This is a genomic window from Halomonas sp. MMH1-48, from assembly GCF_022348105.1.
Taxonomy (GTDB): Bacteria; Pseudomonadota; Gammaproteobacteria; order Pseudomonadales; family Halomonadaceae; genus Vreelandella; species Vreelandella piezotolerans.
This window is the reverse complement of the sequence record NZ_JAKRFL010000008.1, coordinates 35,023-57,051: the sequence shown is the minus strand read 5'-3', so window position 1 is coordinate 57,051 and position 22,029 is coordinate 35,023. Positions and strand designations below refer to the sequence as shown.

Sequence of the window (22,029 nt, the reverse complement as noted above, 5' to 3'; positions counted from 1 at the left end):
ACGCGCAGGCGTTACGTGGTTACGGGAACATGCCTTCATCGTTGAAGGTCAGGTCCGACGCACTCGTACCCTGTTGGGCCTGGTCCACGCCTATCACCATGTAGAAAAAATAAGCAAATACTCCGCCATCACTCTTTTAAATCAGTGAAAACAGTTGGTTAAAGATTTTGCTTAGATAGGAGACTGCTTGGCAAATAGCAAAGACGGGGGAGAGTAGAGCACTTAACGCTCGTTTAGCGCACTCTGCTTGGGCAGCGTGCGCTAAGTTGGGGCAGTGGCTGGGCGTGAGCGCGCTTATTCGTGTAGGTAGACCGTATCGATATCGAGTGTGGACACCCTGCCAAGGGCATCGAAATGCGTGGCGAGCCAATGCTCGGCCGCCTCTCGGCCTTGCTCGAATAGGTGACAAAGGAAGGGCCATTCGGAGTTGAGCTTACTGGAAACCGATAGGTTATCCAGGGCTTGGTCGCCGCTAATGCGGTGAAAGAGGGCCTGTTGATAGCAGTTCTCGATACCTTGCTCTTCGAGAGCGTGCTTGAGTAGTGCGATCATACGTACCTCTTTGATCAGCGCAGCGTTGAAGGTGATCTCGTTGAGGCGGTTCATGATCGCCGAGGCGGAGGTGGGAAGCTCTTCGCGACGAATCGGATTGATTTGCACCAGCAGGATGTCCCGCGCGCTGCACTCCTCCATGAGAGGGAACAGCGCCGGATTGCCCATGTAGCCTCCGTCCCAATACGCTTCGCCATCGATCTCCACCGCTTGAAACATGAACGGCAGGCAAGCGGAGGCCATGACGGCGTCGACACTCATCTCTTCGCGGCGAAAGACGCGCTGCTTGCCCGTGCGTACATTGGTAGCCGCGACGAAAAGCTTGAGCTGGTCGCACTGGCGTACGCGTTCGAAGTCGATATGAGCCGCCACGATATCCCGTAGCGGATTCAAATTGAGTGGGTTGAGTTGGTAAGGTGATACGAGGCGCGTCATCAAGTCCATGGCGATATAGCCCGGCGAGTGGTCGAGGCTCCAGTTGCCGGTCAGAATATCCAGAGGGGAGCGGCGAATGGGACTTGCCATGCCTGCGCGGCTAACGGCCTGCCAAAACTCCCGCAGTGCCTGACGCGCCGCTCGCTTTCCGCCTCGAGTCAAAGCATCAGCCATCACCACGCCGTTCATGGCGCCTGCGCTGGTGCCGCTGATGCCCTCGATCTCGATGCGATCATCTTCCAGAAGGCGGTCGATCACCCCCCAGGTATACGCGCCATGAGCACCTCCGCCCTGTAGCGCGAGGTCGAGCTTTTTTACCGGTGCCATCGTCATCCTTTCCGTCTTTGATGGAAGTGCCTTTAGCATGGCATAAAAGTCGCCGGACGGAAGAATGGGGAACTACCCCGCAGACTAGGGAGCGTCGGCCAACGGTGATGAACGGGTCTGGGGCAGCGGCTGGTCGTACACCGCATGCTCCATCAACCGGTCGAGCTGCTGGGCCAGCGTCACGCTGGCCTCTTCCATGAGCGCCAGCGAGGCCAGCTCGCCGGTCAGGTCCCCCTGTCGGGAATAGCGCAAGGCCTCTAGACCGCTCTCATGGAAACGGCGGTGAGCCACGGCCAGTGCACGGTAAGCATCGCTTTGCTGATAGCGGCGACTGTCACCTGCCAAGTACCAGCGACCCAGCGCGCAGTGGTGCTGATCCGTAAGAGGAACTTCTTGGGAAGCTGATAATAGTTGCTGGTAAAGACGACTTTTCCACACGGCATGTTCCACTTTGGCCGCGTGTAGACAGGCCGTCGTAGTGCTGTGGTGGATCACCTTGTACATATGGCGTGCTTGGTCGGTGAGCTGTTCGATCACTTGTTCGGCGTCTTGCGCGGCGCGCGCCAAAGCGTTTGCGCTTTCGCGTTGATGGCCAAGGACCCGAGCATCCTCCTTCAGCATGGTAGCCGTTTGCTCGACCCATTGATCCAACTGGTGCGCCAACTGCTGGGTGCGCTCGGCCAGGTGCTGGATGTCGCTCACCACGGCGGTGAGGCCGCTGGGCGCTTCCTGAACGTGAACCGCTTCGAGTGCCGTGCTCATCGCCAAGGCTCGGGTATGACCAGCCATACGGGCGAGTTCGACGCTCATGCCGCGCAGCTCGTGAAGGGCCGTGTCGCTGGCGAGTGGCGCCGCGTAATGCGTATCGGCCTGCTGGTGCCTTTGACACTGCTGTTGAAGATGTTGAGACGCTTTTTCTGCGTCATGTAGCCGGGTAAACAGGTCGGTGAGCGTGGCGCGTTCACTGGCAAGCTGTTCGGCGTGCCGTTCGGCGCCCTCTTCTAGGGATGTGAGCATATCCGCGCCTTTGGACTGAAGCATACTCACCGACTCCAGGGGCGTCATTAAGCTAATCGTGCGGCAGCCCCGCGTGCTCTTGGCCACGGCCAATTGAGCGTGTAGCTCGGCGACTTGCTGCTCCAGGCGGCGGATCGTTTGATAGGGGTGCATAAAGGCAAACATTGACCGGTACCTTCAGTGATGACGCAATTTGTGATGTTTTGTCACAAAGTATTGCAGAAGGTTTTTATGTTTGCCTGTGAAGCGTGGCCTTAGCTGATGAAAATCAGCCTCTTGTCATCGCAAAAAAGGAGCATCGCCATACCACTCGCCTGCGCTATTTCATCTCGGCTAGGTGCATGGGCGTCGACGACTCACAGCGTAAAAACGCTGACGTGGCTAACCACTCTTCATCCGGATAGTAGGCGAAGACGTACTGGTCCTCTTTTAGACTGTCGATTAGCGGGTAAGTGATGTCCTCACGTACCGCCGGGCAGCCATGGCTTCGCCCTAGGCGACCGGTTTGGGTGATGAAATCGTGGCTTACGTAGTCCGCGCCATGAATGACGATCGCTCGCTCGAAGGCCAGATCGTTGACGTCAGGCTCCAGGCCATCCAAGCGTAGTGAATAGCCATTGCGGCCGTAGTAACTGTTCATGGTGCGAAACAGACCGATGCTGGATTGATGGCTATCGGGAACATTGGAAAACGCGTTGGCCACGGCATCGCCAGATCCTTGTCCATGGGACACTAATTCCTCGAACAGCAGCTGATGTTGGTGAAGATCGAACACCCACATGCGCGGCTCTGTGGATGGCAGCGAGTAATCGATGACGGCCAGCCGCTCTGCGGATGGATCGGCACAGCTCAATGCCTGGGCCGCTAACCTGAGGGCAGTTGGCGTGGCATTAGGCGCTAACTGCAGTAACTGATGATGAAGGGGGGATACCCCCGCAGCTGGGGCGGCGGCCACTTGAGAGAAAAAGCCAGCGGCTTGAAGAGGATAAGAAAACAGTACGATGGATAAAGAAAACAGTACATTCATCATGCGTGATCGAAAAAGCATGGGGCGTTATCCTGCTGAAGGAGTCAAAAGCGTAACGAGGTCGATACATCAAGAGTCAGCGTAAGCGGCTATGATAAAAAACGTGTATCAGAACGGGAACTACTGATACGACGGTAAGCAAAAAGAGTGAAGCCACATTACAACGCAGCATAGTAACGCAAGGAGAGGCGATGAACGACCACCAGCCACTAAGACGATGGGCGATAGGAGCGGCGCTCTGTCTGGCGCTGAGCGGCCCGATAATGGCCGATGCCAATGAGCCAGCCAGCGCCGCGTTGCAGCAAGCCCTCGCGCAGCATCTTCAACACCATGAAGGGTCGCTGCCCATCGCGTCGTTCTATGAACTGCGCGGTGGGCAGCCGGCGTGGCAAGAGCTTCAACGCGTTCAGTCGCTGGTCAGCGCGTTGAACACGTTGCCCGATGACGGGTTGACGCCCGACGACTATCAAGCCTCGTCGTTGCTGAGTGACTTCCAGCAAAGCCAGCAATTGGACGATCGTGCGAAGGCCAATTTCGACGTGCGAGCCACTCGGGCCCTGCTCTTGGCGTTGGATCATCTATCGATCGGTAAAGTGGATCCTAAACGCGTCGAGCCGAATTGGGATCTGCAGCGACCTGAGCGGCGTTATGCGCTGCCACGTGTAGTGCAAGCCGTCGAGGAGGGGAGGGTCGAGCAAGCGCTGTCACTGGCGAGGCCGAATATGGCGGCCTATGCCCAGCTTCGTGAAGCGTTGGTGCACTATCGTCGGCTGGCCGATCAGATGAGCGTGCCCTATTTACCAAGACGCGATGAGTCGCTGCGCCCCGGCGATATCGACGATGACGTGCAAACGCTTCGCCAGCGCTTGACGCTATGGGGCGAGCCCCACCTGCTGGCAGCAGATAGTAGCGCTTACCCCATGGTCGACGTGCAGGCGTCAGGAGCTGACCCTCGCAGCTTCGACCGAGAGTTAGCGCAAGCGGTCATGCGTTTTCAGCGACGCCACCAGTTGCAAGAAGATGGCGTAGTGGGAGAGCGCACACGGCTGGCACTGAACATGCCCGTCTCCGCACGAGTGAACCAACTGCGCATCAACCTGGAGCGAGCCCGCTGGATTCGCCCTTCGCTGGAGCGCACGCCCAACGTGTGGGTCGATATTGCAGGCTATCGCTTGCATTATACGCGCCCCAATGGCCAGCATTGGGATACCCGAGTGGTGGTGGGCTCTCCCAGTCGTGAAACGCCGATCATCCACTCCTCGATCAGCCACTTGACCGTCAACCCAAGCTGGACGATCCCCCCGACCATCATGCGGGAAGATGTGCTACCACGGATCCGCCAGGACGAGCAGTATCTGGCGCGGCAGAACATTCAGGTAGTGAGCCTATCCGGAGAAACGCTGGATGCGAGCACGATCGATTGGCAGCGTCCGGGAGGCGTGATGCTTCGCCAAGTGGCAGGGAGCAGCAATCCTCTGGGACGTGTCGTGGTGCGTTTTCCCAATAACGACATGATTTACTTGCACGATACCCCGGCAAGAGGGCTCTTTCAGCGTGAGCACAGGGCACTGAGCTCTGGCTGTGTGAGGGTTGAGGGGGTAACGGAATTTGCCCAGCTCCTACTGCAAGACAGCGGCAGCCGTTATCAGCTCGATACGCTGATCGCGAATGGCCGCAGCGATCAAAACGTGAACTTGCCTAACCGTATTCCGGTAGCGCTGCACTACCTGACTGCTTGGCCCAACGGGCAAGGCGACGTAGTGTTCAGAGAGGATATCTATCACCGCGATGCGGCGCTGCTCGCAGCGCTCGAAGCAGTGTAAGTCGCTCGTCATTCATCAGGACTGGTAGTGTCAAAAAAGCCGCCCCACGTCGTGTGGAGCGGCTCTTTTGTATCGCCGTGGAGAGTGCTTATTGGAGGCTTTCGTCGCTGTCGTTATTGCGCTCATAGTTAGCCACGCTGATGGTGCCGGTTTCGCCACTCTCCAGCGCGGCCAACATTGGCTCGGCTTGGCGTTGGAACGCGATAAGCGTATCGCCGCTTAGGCTAGTGTTCTCGGGCAGTTCGACCGTCATCGCGTTCACCGGCGTGTTATTGACGATGACTTCATAATGCAGGTGGGGGCCTGTGCTGCGGCCGGTATTACCGGACAACGCAATACGCTCGCCCATCGTGACGCGCTCGCCCTGGCTGACCAATGGTTGCGACAAGTGCAAATAGCGGGTGCGGTAGCCGTTGTCATGGCGCACGACAATGTAACGACCGGCAGCGTGGTGGTTGCCGACACGCTCGACACGACCATTCGCAGGCGCGGTAATGGGGGTACCAATGGGCATCGCAAAGTCGGTGCCGTTGTGCGGGCTCACTCGACCGGTGACCGGGTGTAGGCGGCGTGGGTTGAAGTTGGAGCTAAGACGATAATTACCTTCGAAAGGACGACGCGCAAAGGCCGGATCGAGGCTGCTGCCTTCGGGCGTATAAAAATTATCGTCGGTGGTATTGCGCACGACGGTCAGGTCCATACGCTCGCCGTCATACTTAACGGCCAGTACACGCGAATCAAGTGTCTCGCCATCGATCATGTCAGATTCGACCAAGACCTGAAACTGATCCCCCCGGCGGCTGTCACGACGGAAGTCCAGCTTTTTTTGCAAGATGCGCGTAAGCTCCGTGACGGAGCTGCTGCTCAAGCCGGTGGCTTGGGCTGAGCGAGCAAAGCTGCCCGTTACGCTACCGGCATAAAGGCGCTGTACGGGCTCACCCTGACGTTCGATAGCCGTAATGGCGAATTGGTCACTATCCCGCTCTAGTAGAACGCCTTCGCGCGTGTTCTTCATCATGCGCAGTGCCAGCAACCGGCCCGTTTCGTCCAACTGGTAGTCGAAGCTGTGACCTGCACGCCAATGCGTCAACATACGAGGATCGGGTAGGTCGTCCAGCAGGGCGAGCACTTCGCTGTACCCCAAGCCCAGCTCGTTTTGCGCTAACACGGCAAACGTCTCGCCAGGCTCGACGATATGTGTTTCCCACTCAGGAACGAACGGCTCTTCGGCTGCCAGCTCCAGTTCCAGGAACGACACATCGTCCTCGTAGAGTTCGACCCCATAATCCTCGTAAGAAGTGGCATCAGCGATTTCGACGGAGTCGTCGACATTGAGCATGCCGCTTGTAATCGTGCCTAACACGATCGCCATATGCAGCGCGCCATCATCCAACGGGCTGTCGCTCAGCGCGACCCGAGGATGCGCAGCGTGTGGGGCTGCATCACTTGCCATGGACGCTTCGGCACTGGGAATCACATCGAGATCGACGATCTCGGTGGCGGTGAGTTCACTCAAAGGGATGTGTTCGCGGGTCGCGTCGAGGGCGCGAGAAGCACGGTCGATCGCTTCTGCCACTGGCGTTCGCTCTTGACGAAGCGACGGGACGCCGGGGGCTGAGTCGCTAGGTAGCGGAACGAGCACGCTCTCCAGCGGTGTTTGAGGTTGATTCAGGTCATGATAGGTGGTGATGAGTTTTTGTGCGCCCAGCACGGTGACCATGGTGGCCACGGGTAACAGTAATAATTTGTGCGTGCGAGGCAGCGAATGGAGGATTCGCAACATGAGTAAATAGGCCGCCGAGTTCGTGAAATAAAAGTAACATGAAAGTAAGCAAACTCGGGAACCATACCCCAAGGGAAAGGGGGTGAATAGACTGTACATTCATACACAAAATATACTTCCGCTGAATAGCGCAAATATGAAGGGTTCTTATTCAGCCATGAACACCGTTTGCTAACAAAAGTAACCAAAAGGCCGCAGCTTTCTAAAGCCAACAAAACGGTGTATTCACCTTCACCATAGACGCAAATGAAGTCTTGTGACAGGGAAATATAACGTGCGTCTAAATAAACGAGCGTTTTGTGCCCATATCAGCATGTAAGCCCGCATTAATAACATCCATAACACCGGTTAACGATTCAAAAATGCAACGCCGCGTCAATCGTATGAGTGCAAGGCGTATCCAGCGGAGTTGCTAATAGTAATAGGGTAATTTTTTGTATTTTAATGTTTCATTGAGTTTCTTTGGGGCTTTTTGGGGACTATGACTCCGTGAGATGGAGCAGTGAGTCAACGAAATTCGCTAACAAACAAGTACTCACCATCATTTCCTGGCATTCTAGGATTGTTTTTCGAAGATGAAGCGGATGGTTTCGCTGTATGGCGTCGAGGAAATCGAAATGTCTCGGGTAACACTAGCGCAGTGGCAAATGCTGGCCGCCGTGGTGGATCATGGCGGCTTCGCAAGGGCGGCAGAGGCGATCCATAAAAGCCCCTCTACGCTGAATCATGCGGTGCATAAATTAGAAGAACAGTTGGGTATCCAGGTGCTCGAGCCCATCGGGCGGCAGGTGCGGCTGACCGAAGCGGGTGAGTTGCTGCTTCGACGGGCCCGGCAGCTGATCGAAAGCGCGGCGTCTCTGGAAGACGTCGCCTCGCGCTTGGCGGCGGGGCTTGAAGCAGAGATCGTCGTAGCGATCGATCAGATTTTTCCTGCAGCGGCGCAAGCCAAAGCACTGGAACGCTTTTCGGAAACCTATCCTCAGGTACGCGTGCAGCTCCACGAGAGCGTGCTGAACGGGGGGACCGAGATGCTCTACGATGGCCGTGCCGACTTAGTGGTCTCCGGTATCGAGGCCCAAGGGTTTTTGGGAGAGCCGCTGGTCAACATTCGTTTCGTGGCGGTAGCGCATCCGCGTCATCCCCTGCATCAACTTGGGCGCTCGCTGGATTTGCGTGATTTAGCCCAACATCGTCAGCTAGTGGTGCGCGATTCCGCGCTGCGTCAGTCCACCAATGCGGGATGGTTGAAAGCCGAGCAGCGCTGGACCGTCGGGCATGTGGGCACCTCATTGGACATGCTGCGACGCGGACTCGGTTTCGCTTGGATTCCGGAAACCCGTATTGCCGACGAACTGGCCAGCGGAGCCTTGAAGCCGCTGCCGCTCACTGCGGGAGGCGTTCGCGAGGTCCCTGTTCAGCTTATTTTTCGTGATCGTGATCGTGCGGGTCCAGCCGCCCATGCCATGGCGGCAGCGCTGAAGCGAGCAGTGAAAGAGGTATGCGAGCAACGTTCGATTCCCTCGAATGAACAGCCGTAAAACATCCGCTTGAGCCTTATCCCGTCGGGGGTATGCTGAACGGTATACACATCGAAAAACGTTCAATGCAGGAGATGCCCGATGGGACTGTTAGTCAACGGCGAATGGGTCGATCAGTGGTACGACACCAAAAAGCATGGCGGGGAGTTCGTTCGCGAATCCGCGCAGCTGCGCGATTGGGTGGGTAGCGACCAAGCCTCTGACGGGGATAGCTACCCGGCTCAAGCCGATCGCTACCACCTTTACGTATCGCTCGCGTGCCCCTGGGCGCACCGGGCGCTCATCATGCGTAAACTAAAAGGGCTGGAGTCGCTGATCGGCGCGTCCCACGTGAGTCCGCTGATGTTGGAAAACGGCTGGACCTATCATCAAGACGAAGGGTCAAGCGGTGACCCCATCAACCATGCTGAGTTTCACCATCAGCTCTATACCATGACAGACCCAACGTACACTGGCAGGGTCACTGTGCCGGTTTTATGGGACAAAAAGCGCGGCGCCATCGTCAATAACGAATCAGCCGATCTGTTGCGCATGTTCAACCGCGCCTTCGATGAATTGACTGGCAATGACTTGGACTTCTATCCAGACGATTTGCGCAGCGTCATCGATGACGTGAACGATGATGTGTACGACCACATCAATAATGGGGTGTACAAATCCGGTTTTGCCACGGATCAGCAGGTCTATGAGAAGCACGTGACGGCGCTGTTCGATGCGCTAGACCGCATGGAGAAGCGGCTCGGAGAGCAACGCTATCTGGCGGGTGAGTGGCTGACCGAAGCGGATATTCGTCTCTTCACTACGCTGATTCGCTTCGATGCGGTCTACTTTGGCCACTTCAAGTGCAATTTCAAACGCATTGATGACTACCCCAATCTCTCGAATTACGTACGCGAGCTTTATCAGTGGCCTGGAGTGGCCGAGACGGTCAACATGGATCACATCAAGCGTCACTACTATTATAGTCACGATACGATCAATCCTACCCGTATCGTACCTGCTGGGCCGCTGTTGGACTTTACTCGTTCTCATGACCGTGAGCGTTTGCCAGGCCAGGGAATACGTCGCCACTCATCCTGACCCCGTGCTTCAAATGTAAAAAGGCCATCCGCATGGATGGCCTTTGACTTTGTCACAGCAGGACGAATTTAGAACCTATTACTCGTCGTTCACGGCTTCACGAGTCGTCTGCCAGGCGCTCTGGGCGCCTTCTTTAGTGGTTTGCCACGCATCCCGCGCATTGGCTTTGGTCTGTTCCCACCAATCACGATCATACGTTGGGAAGGATTCTACCTCTTCTGACGTGGCTTCAAGCATGATGCGGTGTTCGGTTTCACCATCGCTTTCAGTGTGCGTCTCGAGCGTGAAATTGTCCGTGTCGACGACGATTTCACGGCCACCTAAGCCCAATACCGCACCGCTCTCGATGACAAGTGCAGAAATTCGCATCTCTTCATCGAACAGAATATCGTCGACTTCCCCGATTTCTTCGCCAGAACCATTGGCAAAGAAGACGTCTGCATCGAGGATGTCTTCAGCGGAGTACATACCCTGAGGCTCGGTTTGGGCGTGAACACCAAACGCCATGCCGCTTAAGAGGGCCGTTGTGATGGCAGTCGTTAGAATGGATTTACGCATAGCTTCTCTCCATGTGGCTATCGGTAGGTAGCGTCATGCTACTCTTGGTGAATTCGATATTAAGACCTTTAGTGAAAGGTCGTCGTACGACAGAGTTTAGAGACCGTTGGCCCAATCATCCGCGCGGCGCTCAGCTTCTTCACGCTCCAAACCGTATTTTTGCTGAAGCTTACCGACCAATTGATCCTTTTTACCGCCGATCTGATCCAGCTCGTCGTCAGTGATCTCACCCCAACTCGCGCGGGCTTTACCTTTCACTTCTGTCCATCTGCCTTCGATTTGATCCCAGTTCATGTTTATCACTCCTTGAAGTTCGTGAACGTCATCAGGCATTTCTCAGGTTAGACGACATATGCACATGTGCAAGCTCGGGTATTGATATGGGTTAAAACAAAAAGGCTGGTCAGAACCCGTGGGGGGTGTTAGGATGCGCGCTCCTCGCATGTGTTGACCCCTCCATCACGACGATAAACGTTCATCACTGACGCTGAGTAGTACGTGCCACGCCAGTCGAAACGTTTGCGGGAACATCTCACTGACTGCAGATGTTCATTGCTGTGAAGATGGCGCGCCTCCAGTATTTCACCAAACGGGTGAAATCGGCGCAGAAGGTCGCCACAGCGGTTGGCCCGCAAATGCGGTGTTGCCAGCCGAATGCCAGGTGCGACCGGCGTCTCCGACTCCACTGATGACGATATCCGCGATGCGGAGCCTTGTTCTTTTGCAGCGTACTGTTACGCGCTGCATGAAAACAGAGTCAGAGACGCTTACGATGTTTTTTGCCGGTTCTTCCGGCCTACCAAGGTGTGATTAATGACCTCGACTTCTGTCGCCTCGCCGAGCTTCGGCGATCTGGCTCTATTGCCTGCCGTTCTGTCTGCTGTTGAAGCACAGGGCTATGAAACTCCTTCACCCATCCAGGCGCAGACCATTCCTGCGTTGCTGGAAGGTCGCGATATGCTGGGCCAAGCGCAAACGGGTACCGGCAAAACTGCTGCTTTCGCACTACCGCTGCTGTCGCGTCTCGACATGCAGCGTCGCGAGCCCCAGGTACTGGTGCTTGCGCCGACCCGCGAACTGGCTCAACAGGTCGCCGTCTCTTTTAGCCGTTATGGCCAAAACCTTCAGGGGTTGGAAGTGGCTACCCTCTGCGGTGGTCAAGAGTACCGTGAACAGCTAGGTGCGTTGAAGCGTGGCGCACAAGTGGTCGTTGGCACACCGGGCCGAGTGATCGACCACTTGGATCGCGGCAGCCTGAAATTGGACGGTCTCTCCGCACTGGTACTGGACGAAGCCGACGAAATGCTGCGCATGGGCTTTATCGACGACGTCAAACGCGTGGTTGCCGATACCCCGAAAGATGCCCAGCGTGTCTTCTTCTCGGCCACGCTGCCGACGGAAATCGAGCGCATCGTCAACCGTTATTTGGTCAACCCGGTGAAGGTGGCGATCGAGTCGCGCACGACCACAGGTGAAAACATCGAGCAGCGCCTCGTGCGTGTCGACGGTGGTGCCAAGCTGGAAGCGCTGTCGCGTATTCTCGAAGTCGAGCCGGTCGATGCCGCTATCGTCTTCGTGCGCACCCGTGCGGCCTGTACCACGCTGGTCGAGCAGTTGACCGCTCGTGGCGTCAACGCCGCTGGCCTATCGGGTGATCTGGATCAGAGCCTGCGCGAGCGCACCATTACCCGCTTGAAGCGTGGCAAGGTCGACGTGCTGATCGCGACCGATGTGGCGGCCCGTGGCCTCGACGTTCCGCGTATCACCCACGTGATCAACTACGACCTACCGCAAGATGCAGAAGCCTACACCCACCGTATCGGTCGTACCGGGCGTGCGGGCCGTAGCGGCATCGCGATTACGTTCGCGGGTTTCCGTGAAGGCCGCAAAGTGGGCTGGATGGAGCAGGCCACCGGTCAGAAAATGACCGAAATGCCGCTACCTGACGAAGCCGCTATCCGCGCTCACCGTGACGACGTATTCCATCACCGCGTGGTGGCTGCACTGACCAAAGGCGCTGAAGAGCAGCGCGCCCTGGTCGAGCGTCTGGTGGAAGAGGGGCATGACGCCGTTGAGCTGGCCTGCGCGTTTGCCGCCATGGCCCGTGCCGACGAAGCGCCGATCGGTCGTCTTCAGGCACCGCGCAAAGAGCGTGCCCCGCGCGATGGCGCACCGGGCAAGCCGGGTGGTGCCCGCCGCGAGCGCTCCAGTGCGCCCAGCGAAGGCATGACCCGCTACCGCGTCTCGGTAGGCCATAAAGACGGCGTGAAGCCGGGCCAACTGGTCGGCGCGCTGGCGAACGAAGGTGGTATCGAAGGCGCACGCATCGGCCGTATCGATATCCGTAACGCCTTCTCCGTGGTCGAGCTGCCCAGCGGGTTGCCCTCCACGATTCTGGCGAAAATGGCCCGCGCCCGTGTGGCCGGTCGCCCGCTGGAAATCAGCGAAGACCGTGCGCCGGAACGCGCCCCGCGCCGTCGTCGTGACGATGGCGATGCCCCGGTTCGCCGTCGCGAACGCGCATAACTCATTGCTAGGCGCTGGTTAGCGCCTAACCGATGAGTCACATCCCCCTATGCCACTGGCCCCGTGCCTGCTGGCGTAGGGGGATTTTTTTTGGCTACGCTAAACGTTCATTACCTCGATACAAGGAGCCTGCATGGACGCTGCGCTACACGAATGGAACCTGTCACCCAAACAGGCGATTGCCCTTCAGTCACAGCTCGCCCAACGGTTGGAGAGCCGTGATCGCATCGATCCGGTGAGGTATATCGCGGGGGTGGATATTGGCTTCGAGGAGGAGGGCGCGGTAACGCGGGCGGCGGTGGTCGTATTGAAGTGGTCACCTGAGGCGGCTCCTCAGTTGCCCGTGGTCGAGCAGGTGGTGCATCGCGAACCTACCCGCATGCCCTATATTCCCGGCTTGCTCTCCTTTCGGGAGATTCCTGCCGCGCTAGGCGCATTTGCCAAGCTCGAAACGCGGCCACAGCTGGTTATGGTCGATGGCCAAGGCATTGCCCATCCAAGGCGACTGGGCGTAGCAGCACACTTGGGGCTGTGGCTCGATCTGCCTACCATCGGTATCGCCAAGTCACGCTTAACCGGCACGCATGGCGCGGTAGGCGACGCGCGGGGTGATTGGGTGCCGCTGATGGCGGATCAAGAGGTGATCGGGGCCGTGCTGCGCTCGCGGGAAAACGTCAAGCCGGTGTTCGTCTCGCCGGGGCATCGGCTCACGCTGGAAACGTCGCTCGAGTGGGTGTTGCGATGCCTGGGACGCACCAAGCTGCCCGAGCCGACCCGGTTGGCCGATCGGCTGGCGTCACGGAGGGACCACAAAGCGAGCCAAAGGCGGCTGCTTTAGATAAAGCCGAGAAAGCGCTGCAGCAGGCTGGTGGCGTCTGGCGTTTCGCGAATGTCGTCCAGCAGTCGATCAGGGTCGTCGCCCTGGTCGCGTAGGGCGGCGCGTTGGCGCTCGATATAGGCGCGCATCACCGGGGAAGAGAACTCAGGGTGAAACTGCACGCTCCATTGGCGCGGCCCGTAACGCAGCGCTTGATGAGCGTCGTGACAGTTGTGGGCCAAAATCGTGGCGCCATGGGGAAGCTGCATTACCGACTGGGCATGGGTGAGGTGCGCGGGAAAGTGCTCGGGTAGTTGGCGAAAGAGTGGGTCTTGCTGGCCTGCTTGGGTCAATCGCACCGTGCGCGTGCCCGATTCTCGCCCGGCAGGGTGGTAGTCGCTGATGCCGCCAAAGGCCGCTGCCATGAGCTGATGTCCGTAACAAACGCCCAGCAGCGGCAGGTCATCGGCAAGGGCTTGCTGCAGCCACGGCTTGAGCGCCTCGCTCCAGGAGGGTTGCTCGCTTACCATGCTATGCGAACCGGTGATCACGGCGCCGACGATGTCGTCGGGTGGGGTCGACGTCAACCGCGCATCCCATACCTCGAGCGTGACTCCCGAAGGAAGCGCCTCGTTCAATCGGCGTGTGAACAGCTGCTCGAAATCACCGTGTTGGTCGACCACTTCAGGGAAGGCATCCCCGGTTTTGATGATGACTAAAGAGGCCATGGCATTCTCGTTATCGTATCGCGGCAGTGGAAAGATAGCCGAATCGGGTGATTCCGCTGTAAGCTAAAACGTCTTCCTCGACCACCGTTTTACCATACATTAGGAGCTGTAGATGCAACAGATTACCCGCGCGGGTGCGCCGATGGACGTTGCGGGCACGCTGCCTGCCGTAGGTCAAGCTGCCCCCGAGATGACGCTGACTAACACCGACCTCGAAGATGTCACCCTGGAGACCTATCAGGGCAAGCGTAAGGTGCTAAACATCATCCCCAGTGTCGATACCCCTACCTGCGCGATGTCCACTCGGCGTTTCAACGAGCTGGCCTCCCAGTTGGAGAATACCATCGTTCTCGTCGTATCCGCAGACCTGCCGTTTGCCGCCAAACGCTTTTGTGGCGCCGAAGGATTGGATGAGGTCGAAACGCTCTCCACCTTTCGTCATCGCGAATTTCAAAAGGCCTGGGGCGTGGCGCTTTGCAATAGCGCCATGGAAGGACTGTGCGCGCGGGCCGTGGTCGTGCTGGATACGGACAACCGTGTGCTGCATAGCGAGCTAGTGAGCGAACTGAAAAACGAACCGGATTACGACGCGGCGCTGGCAGCGCTCAAGCGCTAGCCCGTTCGCGGCTCTGTTTGGCGGCCGTCACCAGCGCGCTAATGAGGCGCTGCTGGGGACGGTTGAAAATCAGCCACTCCGGGTGCCACTGCACGCCGATCAGAAAGTCGTGGTCCTCTGATTCGATCCCTTGGACCAATCCGTCGCGATCCCGTGCAACGATCTGGATGCCTTTTCCCGCGCGGTTGACGGCCTGGTGATGCAGGCTGTTCACCCGACACCAAGTAACGCCCAGCAGTTGATACAGTTGGCTGCCGCCGACGATATCGACCGTTTTACGGGGCAGCACGGTACGCCGCCGCTTCAAACCTTCATGGGTGGTATAGATATCCGGATCCAGCGTGCCGCCTAGGTGCACGTTGATCAACTGCGCCCCACGACAAATGCCGAGTACCGGCGTGTTTTGCGGGATGAAGCGGTTGAGCAGGCTCAGCTCCAGCTCGTCTCGGGCGGGGTCCAAACGCACGTCGAGCTGAACTTCGCCGCCGTATAGGTGCGCTTGAATGTCGTCGCCACCGCCAATGATCAAACCGTCCAGGTGGTCTGGGAGAGCCCGAGAGGGCGACAGGCGAAGCGGCTTGCCGCCATGTCGCCAGACGGCAAACCAGTCAAAGCACCAGGCAAGTTGGCTTTTACGATCCGAGGTGGTGATTCCGATCAGCGGTCGAGGCATGCGGTGAGCGTCTCTTATTGCTGTGATGAATGAAGGCAGGGGAGAGTCATGAGGCGCCAAACGGCCTCGATAGCGCTGCCTTCAAGCGTTCCCACCAAGGCTTGCCATGCTCGGCAATGTATTCATCGCAGCGCGCTCGCAGCACGTCATCGTTGGCGGCTAGCTTCTCGACTTCGACCCAGCGGTTCCACTCCAGTACCGATCCCCAGCCTGGCTGTGAGAGCTGGGCATTGGGCAGGCGATAGTGGAAGGTCGGGCGCGGCTTGGTCAACTCGCCATGCAGCAGCGGGTGCGGGTGGTTGGGACGCAGATACGCAAACAGCGGGAGCAGATCCAGCTCTCGGTTGCGGGTGGGGTTGTGGTCCAGGTAGTCCTCGATGAAAGTATCCAGGTCCGGCTGGTAGCGGGCGTCCAGCACCTTCAGCGCATACTCTTTATGAAACGGGTTGGCGTGGGGCAGCATTTCCCGAGTGATATCGACTTTGATCTCTTCGCGTAGCCAGCTGGCCAGCAGCAGATAAGCGCGCATCATGGCGAGCAGATAATCCACCTCATCGCTCTCCACCTCGGGATTGAGATGCAGGCCAAAGCCATAGAGCAGGCTGGCATCGGTGCCTTTGGCACCTTTTTCTCGCAGCGTTTCGAAGAGCGTATCCAGCGTTTCCAGCTCGTCCCATGGAATGGGTGGGCAGACGATTTCGGTGGGCACCAAGCCGGTCACCATGTCGCCAATCAGTTCTCGGGTTTTTTGATGGAACTCGACCCGACGCTGATGCTGTTGACGTGCCCACTCGCTATCGCTTTCGTGATGCTCTTCCAGCAGGGCTTTATCGGGGTGGGCATATTGGGTGTCCAGCTCGATACCGAACTCTCCCCAACGGGTGCCTTCCACCTGTAGCCGATGAGGGCTGACCACGTTAAGCTCCCCACCAAACAGCATGCGCACCAGCTCGGCGGTCTCGCGTGGCGGTAAACCAGCGAATTCGATTTCGACGCCGACACGGCGCCGCTGGCCATCTTTATTGTCGCGTTTGGGTGGGGCTTGCAGCGTCATCTCGGTATCCTTGAGGTGAACGTTTGTAGCGTCAGCCTATCATAATCACGCGTCGAGGCTGAGCGCCATCCGCGTGTTCAATGTTAATCACCGGCTCCCTTGGCCGGTCTATGTCGGGAGCAATGCGTGCGACAGCACTGGATAACCAAGATCATCGTCGGCATCTTACTCAGCCTGCTGCTCGGTTCTGCGGCGTCTGCGCAAAGTGTCTCGCTGCCCAACCTGACCGGCAGTGAGTCGTCGGAGCAGGCGGAGGTGAGCAACGAGGAGTTTCAGAGCTCGCTGAGCGATGTGATCTCGATGCTCGAAAACGAGGAGCAGCGCACCGCACTACTGGACTCGCTGCGCGAGCTGCAGGTGAGCACCGAGGCCGCCGAGGAGGATGGCGTCGTTCGCCAGGGGTTGTTAGGCGCGCTGGCCGACACGTTGACCGACATTGGCGAGCAGGCTCAGGCGGGCGACTCGCCCATCGATGAGTGGTCTCGCCAGCTCGTGCAGGGTGTCGAGGACTTACGCGCCCTGAACGATGATGCAGATCAAGGAGAAGCCATTCGCGCGATAGCCGACGGCGCGGTGTTGGCCTTCGTGTGGAGCGCGTTATTGGTCGTCATGATCGCCTTTGGTCGCTTGATCGCCACGCGACGTCACTGGCCGCTGGACCTGCCAAGGGACCCCAAAGCGTGGCTGTTGGCAGTGCATTTTTTGCGTCGAATGCTGCCCTGGACGCTGGCCTTCGCCATTACCCTCGGTATCGGGCAAATTCTCCCCTATAGCCCCGGGCGGGCAGTGGTATTGGTGGTGGCGTACATCTGCCTATGTGGTCGGGCGCTCTCGGTGGTTTTCGAGACCGTCATTGCCTTCTTTAGCCGTGGGCACCGCTTCCCGGCAGTGCAGGTGTTACAGCACAAAGCGCTACGCGGTCTGTTCGTCATCGGCGCGCTGATTGCCTTGGGCGATGCGGTGAACTCCACGCGGCTGGTGGAGTTGCTGGGGGCAGAGCTCTCCAGCCTCGTATCGGTATTGGCGAACATGCTGGCAGCGCTCTTGTCGGCTCGTTTCATCTTCAAATTTCAGCGGCCGATCCGTCATCTGATTTGTAACCGACCCTACAAACAGCGACGCGATGCCAGCACCGCCGTCGAGATGGTACGGGCGCTTGGCGGGCTATGGCATATTCCGGCATTGCTGATGGTGGGCGGCTCGCTGCTGGCGATTTTCATTACCGTGGGGGATGTGGGGACGGCCCTGGCGCGCTCGATTGTCTCTGCCAGTTTACTGGTGCTGACGCTAGTCGTGACCGGGCTGCTGCGCCGCCAAGCCGAGCGGCTCAACAAGCGCCGCCATCGCCGCCGCTTCAGCCAGTACCGCAAGCGTTTGGAACGTTTCGGGTTCGTGCTGGCACATATTTGCGCGTGGATGGTGTTCGCCGAGCTCTCCATGCAAGTGTGGGGCGGTTCGCTGTTTGGTTTAGGCCAGCAGGCGGTGGCCAGCGCCCGCATCGGGCAAGCACTGGTGAGCCTTGGGGCAACGATCTTACTGGCGTGGTTGGTATGGATCTTTGCCGATACGGCCATTCAGCGGGCGCTGACCTCGTCGGCCCGCTCACGCGGGCGGCGGGTAAATCAAGCCCGTGCACAAACCATCACGCCGATGATTCGCAACGTCATTTTCGTAGCGATTCTCATCATCGCGGTGATCGCAGGGCTAGCCAATCTTGGGGTAAACGTCACGCCGCTGCTGGCCGGTGCCGGTGTGATCGGTCTGGCCATCGGTTTTGGTGCGCAAACCCTGGTGCAGGATTTGATCACCGGTATCTTCATACTGATCGAAGACTCGTTGGCGGTGGACGACTTCGTGCAGATCAACGGGCATATGGGCACGGTAGAAGGTCTGACGCTGCGCACCGTGCGGCTGCGAGACCTGGATGGCGTGGTGCACATCATCACCTTTAGCCGCATCGAATCGATCCACAATATGTCTCGCCAGTTCGGTATTGCGCTGATGCGTATTCGCATTCCTTACGATATGAAAATCGACGATGCGATTACTCTGATGCAGGAGACCGCCCAGGAGCTGCGCAAGGACCCGATGATGCGTCACTACATCTGGTCGCCGCTAGAGATGCAGGGCGTGCAGGGCTTCGAAGAGGGCTGCCCCATCCTGCGGATGCGTTTTCGCACCGCACCGGAAATGCAGTGGGATGTCTCTCGTGCCTTCAATCTGCTGCTGAAGCAGCGCATGGAAGCGCAAGAGATCGACCTGGGCGTGCCGCGTTTGAGTGTCAGCATGGAGGCACGCTCCGAGTCGCGTATGGAAGACGCCTCCGGCACCGACCTAAGCCTGGAGCGAGGGGAGGAGAGTGCTTCCTCTTCGGCAGACGAGGCGCACAAAAAGCCGACGCCCCCGAAACCCGCACCACGCCCCACTCAGGCGGAAATCCGCCAAGACGAGCGGGAGCGCCACGGCACGTCAGCCCAAGCCAAGCCCCATGCTCAGGGCAAACCCCAGAGCGAGTCCTATACTCGCCCCCACGGTGAAAACGGCGATGAGTAGCCATGGCCCGCGCAGGCGGCGCCAGCGGTTGTAGAGCGAGACCGCATGGCTGACGCGATCGACCAGTTCATCGTGGCGAGAGATTGCATGATCCGGCGGTAAAGAGAAGTCGTTGGCCACGTCGCCCTGCCAATGGGCACCGTGGGTCAGGCCTAGGCGAGCGCGCAGGCGGCCAATGTCGCTCAGCGTATGGTGCAGGGTGTCGTAGGTTTGCCGGTGAGGCGGCACGGCGAGCACGGACGTGGCATCCTGGCGTAGCGCGCTATTGGGGCAGCGGTCCACGGCACTCTTGATCTGCTGGTCGTTGGCCTCTGGTGTCAGGGCGAGGCGTTGGTACAGGTCGCGCATAATCCAGGAAGTCTCTTTCCAAGCGTAGTGATTAGTAGGTTTGCATCAAATAATCATAGGCATTTTTGATGCGTTGAAAACGCGCCGACGCTAGAGCGACCTGGTGCTCGCTCTCGGAGTAGAAGCGATCTGGGTGGTGAAGCTGGGCCATGCGGCGATAGGCGCGGCGTACATCGGTTTTGCTCGCCCCTGGCGTCAGCCCCAGGACGGCGAGGGCGCGAGTGGTGCGATCGGGAGGCGGTGGGCTGCTACGTTGCTGGCGTCGTCGTGACTCCTCTTGCCGCGCCTGCTCCTGGCGTGCTCGCTCTTGGCGTGCCTGCTCCTGACGCGCTTGTTCGGCTCGGGCCTGTTCGGCGCTGGACTGTTCCGCCCGCGCTTTGGCGCGGCGGGCGTCCTCTTTCTGCTGCTTTTTTTCCTGCTGCTTATCGGCTTTGGCCCGCTGCTGCTGTTCTTGCTCGGCCTGCGATGCCTTGGCGCGTTGTGCAGCCTCGGCTTCTTCCCGCGCTTTGCGGGCATAGTAGTCCGGGTCGTGAGCTTGCCAGTAGGCGTCGCGGCTCGGGTCTTCCGGCTGGCGCAGCGGCTGGCCGGTCAGCTCTTGGAACAGCGTACCCAGGGTCGTGGGCGTCACGTTTAACAAATCGGCTAAAAACCGCAGAATGTAATGATTAGCCAACGAAATATCGCCGTCGTCCGTGGCCACGGTAATCGCTTGGTGCATCACACTCAGGCTACGCTCTTTAGAACACTCTTTGCGTACCACCTCGGCGGCCAGCTGAATGGCGTGCAGGTCTTGGCTGTGGGCAATACTCATCACCGGCCCCAGTTCGTGTCCGTGGCGAAACTGCGATGTCACCTGGGCCAAGCGGCGACGCCGTTGGCCTTCCGAGACGTGCTGGCGGTGCACCAGCACCCAGCCCAGCAGTAGTAGTGTGGCCGTATCCACTTGGCTGCGGCTTTTGAGCAGCAGCAGCTCAAAGGGTGAAAAACGGGCGATGGACATTCCCTAGCTCCAAGGCGAAGTAGTAAACCGTAGCCTCTGTTTAGCAGACCACTATGGCGAGCTCACCATGGTATATCATCGTGTTTGGCAATGAAGTAGGAGATTCGTGAGGTGATCAACGTTGAGCGTAAAAATAGCTTCCAACTGCGCCTATCGCGGCGGCTAAAAGAAGAAACCTCGCATACGCTCGATGTGTATTTGTTCGTGCCCAAAGAGCTTGGGTTGAGCACTCACGTCATTTCCGAAGAGGCATTTTATCATGGTGCGATCAGTGTCTCGCGCACCTACTACAGCGACGAGTATCACTTGCCGCTGGTGCATAGCCGATTGGCTAGCCGTAACCAGTTGGGTAGCGACTCTTACCGCTTGAGCCTCAGCCTTTACGCCTATCAATACGTGGGGGCCTTGGAGCGCACCACCCAAGCCTTGCTGGCTGACGCCCGTAAGCTGCGTCGCGAGCCAACCGATGAGCCAGACGCCTGGGATGAGAAGGCCAACGCACTGAGCGAACGGCTCGCGGAAATGAGTGACCTGAGTGACGGCATTCTCAAACGCCTGCGGCGCAACCCGCCCAGCGACGATCGTCTTTATAAATACTTTGCCAATATCGACAACTACCTCTCCTGGTTCACCGAGCAGCAGCTGTTGGCGCTGATCGCGCACATGCCCAGGGGAGGGCGATTTAGCGACATCAAACGGCGCTTCTTGACGGTTTGTCAGCGCGAAGGGGAGTATCGTCAGGCGCAGGAGTACAACGCTGAGCGAGTGGTGGAAGACCCCACTCGCATGTCGAATAAAATGCGTTTATTGCGACGTCTCATCGAGCATCCCATCACCCTGAAACAGCGTGCTTTGGAGCTGGGTAATGGCGAGCAGAAAGCAGTGAAAGCCCTGGCAACAGCGGTGGTGATGGCATTCGTTTCGCTGGGCGTGCTGCAACTGCGCAGCGCCTTGGGCGATATCACCGCCCTGTTCGTACTGGCCATGGCGCTGCTCTATGCGTTGCGGGAAGTGTTCAAAGACGATCTGCGCAACACGCTATGGCGCTGGTTACGCCGTGGCCGTCCCAAATGGCGACGTCAGTATATCGACCCTACCCGCAATGCCCTGGTGGGGCGGCAGCTCGAGTGGTTCGACTACAAACGCTACGCCGCCTTGGATCGTGACATTCAGCAGATGCGGCGGCGCACCGTTGCCCAGCGGGACGAAGTGGTCATGCATTACCGCTCCAGCTCGCATATGTCGCCCACCCGCTTTCTAAGCGGATACGAACACACTCGTGAAACGCTGCATATCGACCTCTCGATGCTGACGCGTTTGATGAGCAAAGACAAACACCACATCTATCGTCTCAAAGAGGGTCAGGCAGTGCGGGAGAGCGTCGAGCGTCGCCATCTTTTCAATCTGGTGATCCGCGAGACCGGCAGTGAAGATGCACCCTATCTGGCCCGTTGGAAAGTCGTGGTGAGCCGTTCCGGTATCGTGGATGTCGAGCGAGTTGCCGAAAACCGCGACACCTAATCGCTTTTCCTTTGCCATTGAATGCGACTAAAAGCTAAAAAGTAAACGTTTAC

19 protein-coding genes are annotated in these 22,029 nt (G+C 58.4%); 8 read left to right on the top strand and 11 right to left on the bottom strand.

What is annotated here, in order from left to right; all coding sequences use genetic code 11:
- Nucleotides 1-294 precede the first annotated feature (294 nt).
- The 3 genes from MHM37_RS09370 to MHM37_RS09360 all read right to left on the bottom strand — a co-directional run bounded on the left by MHM37_RS09370 (nucleotide 295) and on the right by MHM37_RS09360 (nucleotide 3,379).
- The gene (locus tag MHM37_RS09370; RefSeq protein WP_219863002.1) at nucleotides 295-1,314 is read right to left on the bottom strand and encodes a patatin-like phospholipase family protein; all 1,020 of its coding nucleotides are present in this window, start codon (nucleotides 1,312-1,314) and stop codon (nucleotides 295-297) included.
- Between the two features lie 84 nt (nucleotides 1,315-1,398).
- Entirely contained in the window at nucleotides 1,399-2,496 is a 1,098-nt protein-coding gene (locus MHM37_RS09365; RefSeq protein ID WP_153842223.1) for a CZB domain-containing protein, read from the bottom strand.
- A gap of 154 nt (nucleotides 2,497-2,650) precedes the next feature.
- Nucleotides 2,651-3,379, bottom strand: a complete 729-nt coding sequence (locus MHM37_RS09360) for a murein L,D-transpeptidase catalytic domain family protein (RefSeq protein ID WP_153842224.1) — start codon at nucleotides 3,377-3,379, stop codon at nucleotides 2,651-2,653.
- A gap of 170 nt (nucleotides 3,380-3,549) precedes the next feature.
- On the opposite strand from MHM37_RS09360, the gene MHM37_RS09355 reads away from it, so the two are divergent.
- Nucleotides 3,550-5,181 (top strand): L,D-transpeptidase family protein, encoded by a 1,632-nt coding sequence (locus MHM37_RS09355; RefSeq protein ID WP_153842225.1) that lies wholly within the window; start codon nucleotides 3,550-3,552, stop codon nucleotides 5,179-5,181.
- Between the two features lie 88 nt (nucleotides 5,182-5,269).
- Here the strand turns inward: MHM37_RS09355 and MHM37_RS09350 are convergent, their stop codons facing one another.
- The gene (locus tag MHM37_RS09350) at nucleotides 5,270-6,964 is read right to left on the bottom strand and encodes a peptidoglycan DD-metalloendopeptidase family protein (RefSeq protein WP_239296436.1); all 1,695 of its coding nucleotides are present in this window, start codon (nucleotides 6,962-6,964) and stop codon (nucleotides 5,270-5,272) included.
- A 617-nt stretch (nucleotides 6,965-7,581) separates the two neighbouring features.
- Between MHM37_RS09350 and MHM37_RS09345 the strand changes: the two genes are divergently transcribed.
- Entirely contained in the window at nucleotides 7,582-8,502 is a 921-nt protein-coding gene (locus MHM37_RS09345; RefSeq protein ID WP_139525664.1) for a LysR family transcriptional regulator, read from the top strand.
- Between the two features lie 81 nt (nucleotides 8,503-8,583).
- Entirely contained in the window at nucleotides 8,584-9,582 is a 999-nt protein-coding gene (locus tag MHM37_RS09340) for a glutathione S-transferase family protein (RefSeq protein WP_153842227.1), read from the top strand.
- 78 nt (nucleotides 9,583-9,660) lie between these two features.
- On the opposite strand, the gene MHM37_RS09335 is transcribed toward MHM37_RS09340, so the two are convergent.
- Both MHM37_RS09335 and MHM37_RS09330 read right to left on the bottom strand, forming a co-directional pair.
- Nucleotides 9,661-10,140 (bottom strand): PRC-barrel domain-containing protein, encoded by a 480-nt coding sequence (locus tag MHM37_RS09335; protein ID WP_219863009.1) that lies wholly within the window; start codon nucleotides 10,138-10,140, stop codon nucleotides 9,661-9,663.
- A 96-nt stretch (nucleotides 10,141-10,236) separates the two neighbouring features.
- Nucleotides 10,237-10,434 carry a CsbD family protein gene (locus MHM37_RS09330; protein ID WP_139525260.1) on the bottom strand — a complete coding sequence of 66 codons (198 nt, stop codon included), beginning with the start codon at nucleotides 10,432-10,434 and terminating at the stop codon, nucleotides 10,237-10,239.
- Between the two features lie 519 nt (nucleotides 10,435-10,953).
- Here MHM37_RS09330 and MHM37_RS09325 point away from each other — a divergent pair.
- Together MHM37_RS09325 and nfi are read left to right on the top strand one after the other, a co-directional pair.
- A complete protein-coding gene (locus tag MHM37_RS09325; protein WP_139525261.1) occupies nucleotides 10,954-12,666 on the top strand; it encodes a DEAD/DEAH box helicase in 1,713 nt (570 codons plus the stop codon).
- Between the two features lie 133 nt (nucleotides 12,667-12,799).
- The gene (gene nfi / locus MHM37_RS09320; protein WP_239284751.1) at nucleotides 12,800-13,504 is read left to right on the top strand and encodes a deoxyribonuclease V; all 705 of its coding nucleotides are present in this window, start codon (nucleotides 12,800-12,802) and stop codon (nucleotides 13,502-13,504) included.
- Here nfi and MHM37_RS09315 read toward each other — a convergent pair.
- A complete protein-coding gene (locus MHM37_RS09315; protein ID WP_139525263.1) occupies nucleotides 13,501-14,211 on the bottom strand; it encodes a glutamine amidotransferase in 711 nt (236 codons plus the stop codon). The genes nfi and MHM37_RS09315 overlap by 4 nt on opposite strands.
- A 112-nt stretch (nucleotides 14,212-14,323) precedes the next feature.
- Here MHM37_RS09315 and tpx point away from each other — a divergent pair, with 112 nt between their 5' ends.
- A complete protein-coding gene (gene tpx, locus MHM37_RS09310; protein ID WP_239284769.1) occupies nucleotides 14,324-14,827 on the top strand; it encodes a thiol peroxidase in 504 nt (167 codons plus the stop codon).
- Here the strand turns inward: tpx and MHM37_RS09305 are convergent.
- Both MHM37_RS09305 and MHM37_RS09300 read right to left on the bottom strand, forming a co-directional pair.
- Nucleotides 14,817-15,500, bottom strand: a complete 684-nt coding sequence (locus tag MHM37_RS09305) for a type 1 glutamine amidotransferase (protein ID WP_239284785.1) — start codon at nucleotides 15,498-15,500, stop codon at nucleotides 14,817-14,819. The genes tpx and MHM37_RS09305 overlap by 11 nt on opposite strands.
- Nucleotides 15,501-15,546: 46 nt before the next feature.
- Entirely contained in the window at nucleotides 15,547-16,554 is a 1,008-nt protein-coding gene (locus MHM37_RS09300) for an amidoligase family protein (RefSeq protein WP_139525266.1), read from the bottom strand.
- Nucleotides 16,555-16,680: 126 nt separating this feature from the next.
- Between MHM37_RS09300 and MHM37_RS09295 the strand changes: the two genes are divergently transcribed.
- Entirely contained in the window at nucleotides 16,681-19,107 is a 2,427-nt protein-coding gene (locus tag MHM37_RS09295; protein WP_239284800.1) for a mechanosensitive ion channel family protein, read from the top strand.
- On the opposite strand, the gene MHM37_RS09290 is transcribed toward MHM37_RS09295, so the two are convergent.
- Complete coding sequence (locus MHM37_RS09290) at nucleotides 19,024-19,455, bottom strand: hypothetical protein (RefSeq protein ID WP_239284803.1); 432 nt, start codon at nucleotides 19,453-19,455, stop codon at nucleotides 19,024-19,026. The genes MHM37_RS09295 and MHM37_RS09290 overlap by 84 nt on opposite strands.
- A 31-nt stretch (nucleotides 19,456-19,486) precedes the next feature.
- A complete protein-coding gene (locus MHM37_RS09285; RefSeq protein ID WP_239284820.1) occupies nucleotides 19,487-20,455 on the bottom strand; it encodes a DnaJ domain-containing protein in 969 nt (322 codons plus the stop codon).
- Between the two features lie 111 nt (nucleotides 20,456-20,566).
- On the opposite strand from MHM37_RS09285, the gene MHM37_RS09280 reads away from it, so the two are divergent.
- Nucleotides 20,567-21,976: a hypothetical protein gene (locus MHM37_RS09280; protein ID WP_239296434.1), complete on the top strand. Its 1,410-nt coding sequence runs from the start codon at nucleotides 20,567-20,569 to the stop codon at nucleotides 21,974-21,976.
- Nucleotides 21,977-22,029 lie beyond the last annotated feature (53 nt).

Excerpts from the sequence above, each read along its gene's own strand:
- MHM37_RS09370 (WP_219863002.1), bottom strand. The coding sequence starts at position 1,314 with ATGGCACCGGTAAAAAAGCTCGACCTCGCGCTACAGGGCGGAGGTGCT.
- MHM37_RS09365 (WP_153842223.1), bottom strand. The coding sequence starts at position 2,496 with ATGTTTGCCTTTATGCACCCCTATCAAACGATCCGCCGCCTGGAGCAG.
- MHM37_RS09360 (WP_153842224.1), bottom strand. The coding sequence starts at position 3,379 with ATGCTTTTTCGATCACGCATGATGAATGTACTGTTTTCTTTATCCATC.
- MHM37_RS09355 (WP_153842225.1), top strand. The coding sequence starts at position 3,550 with ATGAACGACCACCAGCCACTAAGACGATGGGCGATAGGAGCGGCGCTC.
- MHM37_RS09350 (WP_239296436.1), bottom strand. The coding sequence starts at position 6,964 with ATGTTGCGAATCCTCCATTCGCTGCCTCGCACGCACAAATTATTACTG.
- MHM37_RS09345 (WP_139525664.1), top strand. The coding sequence starts at position 7,582 with ATGTCTCGGGTAACACTAGCGCAGTGGCAAATGCTGGCCGCCGTGGTG.
- MHM37_RS09340 (WP_153842227.1), top strand. The coding sequence starts at position 8,584 with ATGGGACTGTTAGTCAACGGCGAATGGGTCGATCAGTGGTACGACACC.
- MHM37_RS09335 (WP_219863009.1), bottom strand. The coding sequence starts at position 10,140 with ATGCGTAAATCCATTCTAACGACTGCCATCACAACGGCCCTCTTAAGC.
- MHM37_RS09330 (WP_139525260.1), bottom strand. The coding sequence starts at position 10,434 with ATGAACTGGGATCAAATCGAAGGCAGATGGACAGAAGTGAAAGGTAAA.
- MHM37_RS09325 (WP_139525261.1), top strand. The coding sequence starts at position 10,954 with ATGACCTCGACTTCTGTCGCCTCGCCGAGCTTCGGCGATCTGGCTCTA.
- nfi (WP_239284751.1), top strand. The coding sequence starts at position 12,800 with ATGGACGCTGCGCTACACGAATGGAACCTGTCACCCAAACAGGCGATT.
- MHM37_RS09315 (WP_139525263.1), bottom strand. The coding sequence starts at position 14,211 with ATGGCCTCTTTAGTCATCATCAAAACCGGGGATGCCTTCCCTGAAGTG.
- tpx (WP_239284769.1), top strand. The coding sequence starts at position 14,324 with ATGCAACAGATTACCCGCGCGGGTGCGCCGATGGACGTTGCGGGCACG.
- MHM37_RS09305 (WP_239284785.1), bottom strand. The coding sequence starts at position 15,500 with ATGCCTCGACCGCTGATCGGAATCACCACCTCGGATCGTAAAAGCCAA.
- MHM37_RS09300 (WP_139525266.1), bottom strand. The coding sequence starts at position 16,554 with ATGACGCTGCAAGCCCCACCCAAACGCGACAATAAAGATGGCCAGCGG.
- MHM37_RS09290 (WP_239284803.1), bottom strand. The coding sequence starts at position 19,455 with ATGCGCGACCTGTACCAACGCCTCGCCCTGACACCAGAGGCCAACGAC.
- MHM37_RS09285 (WP_239284820.1), bottom strand. The coding sequence starts at position 20,455 with ATGTCCATCGCCCGTTTTTCACCCTTTGAGCTGCTGCTGCTCAAAAGC.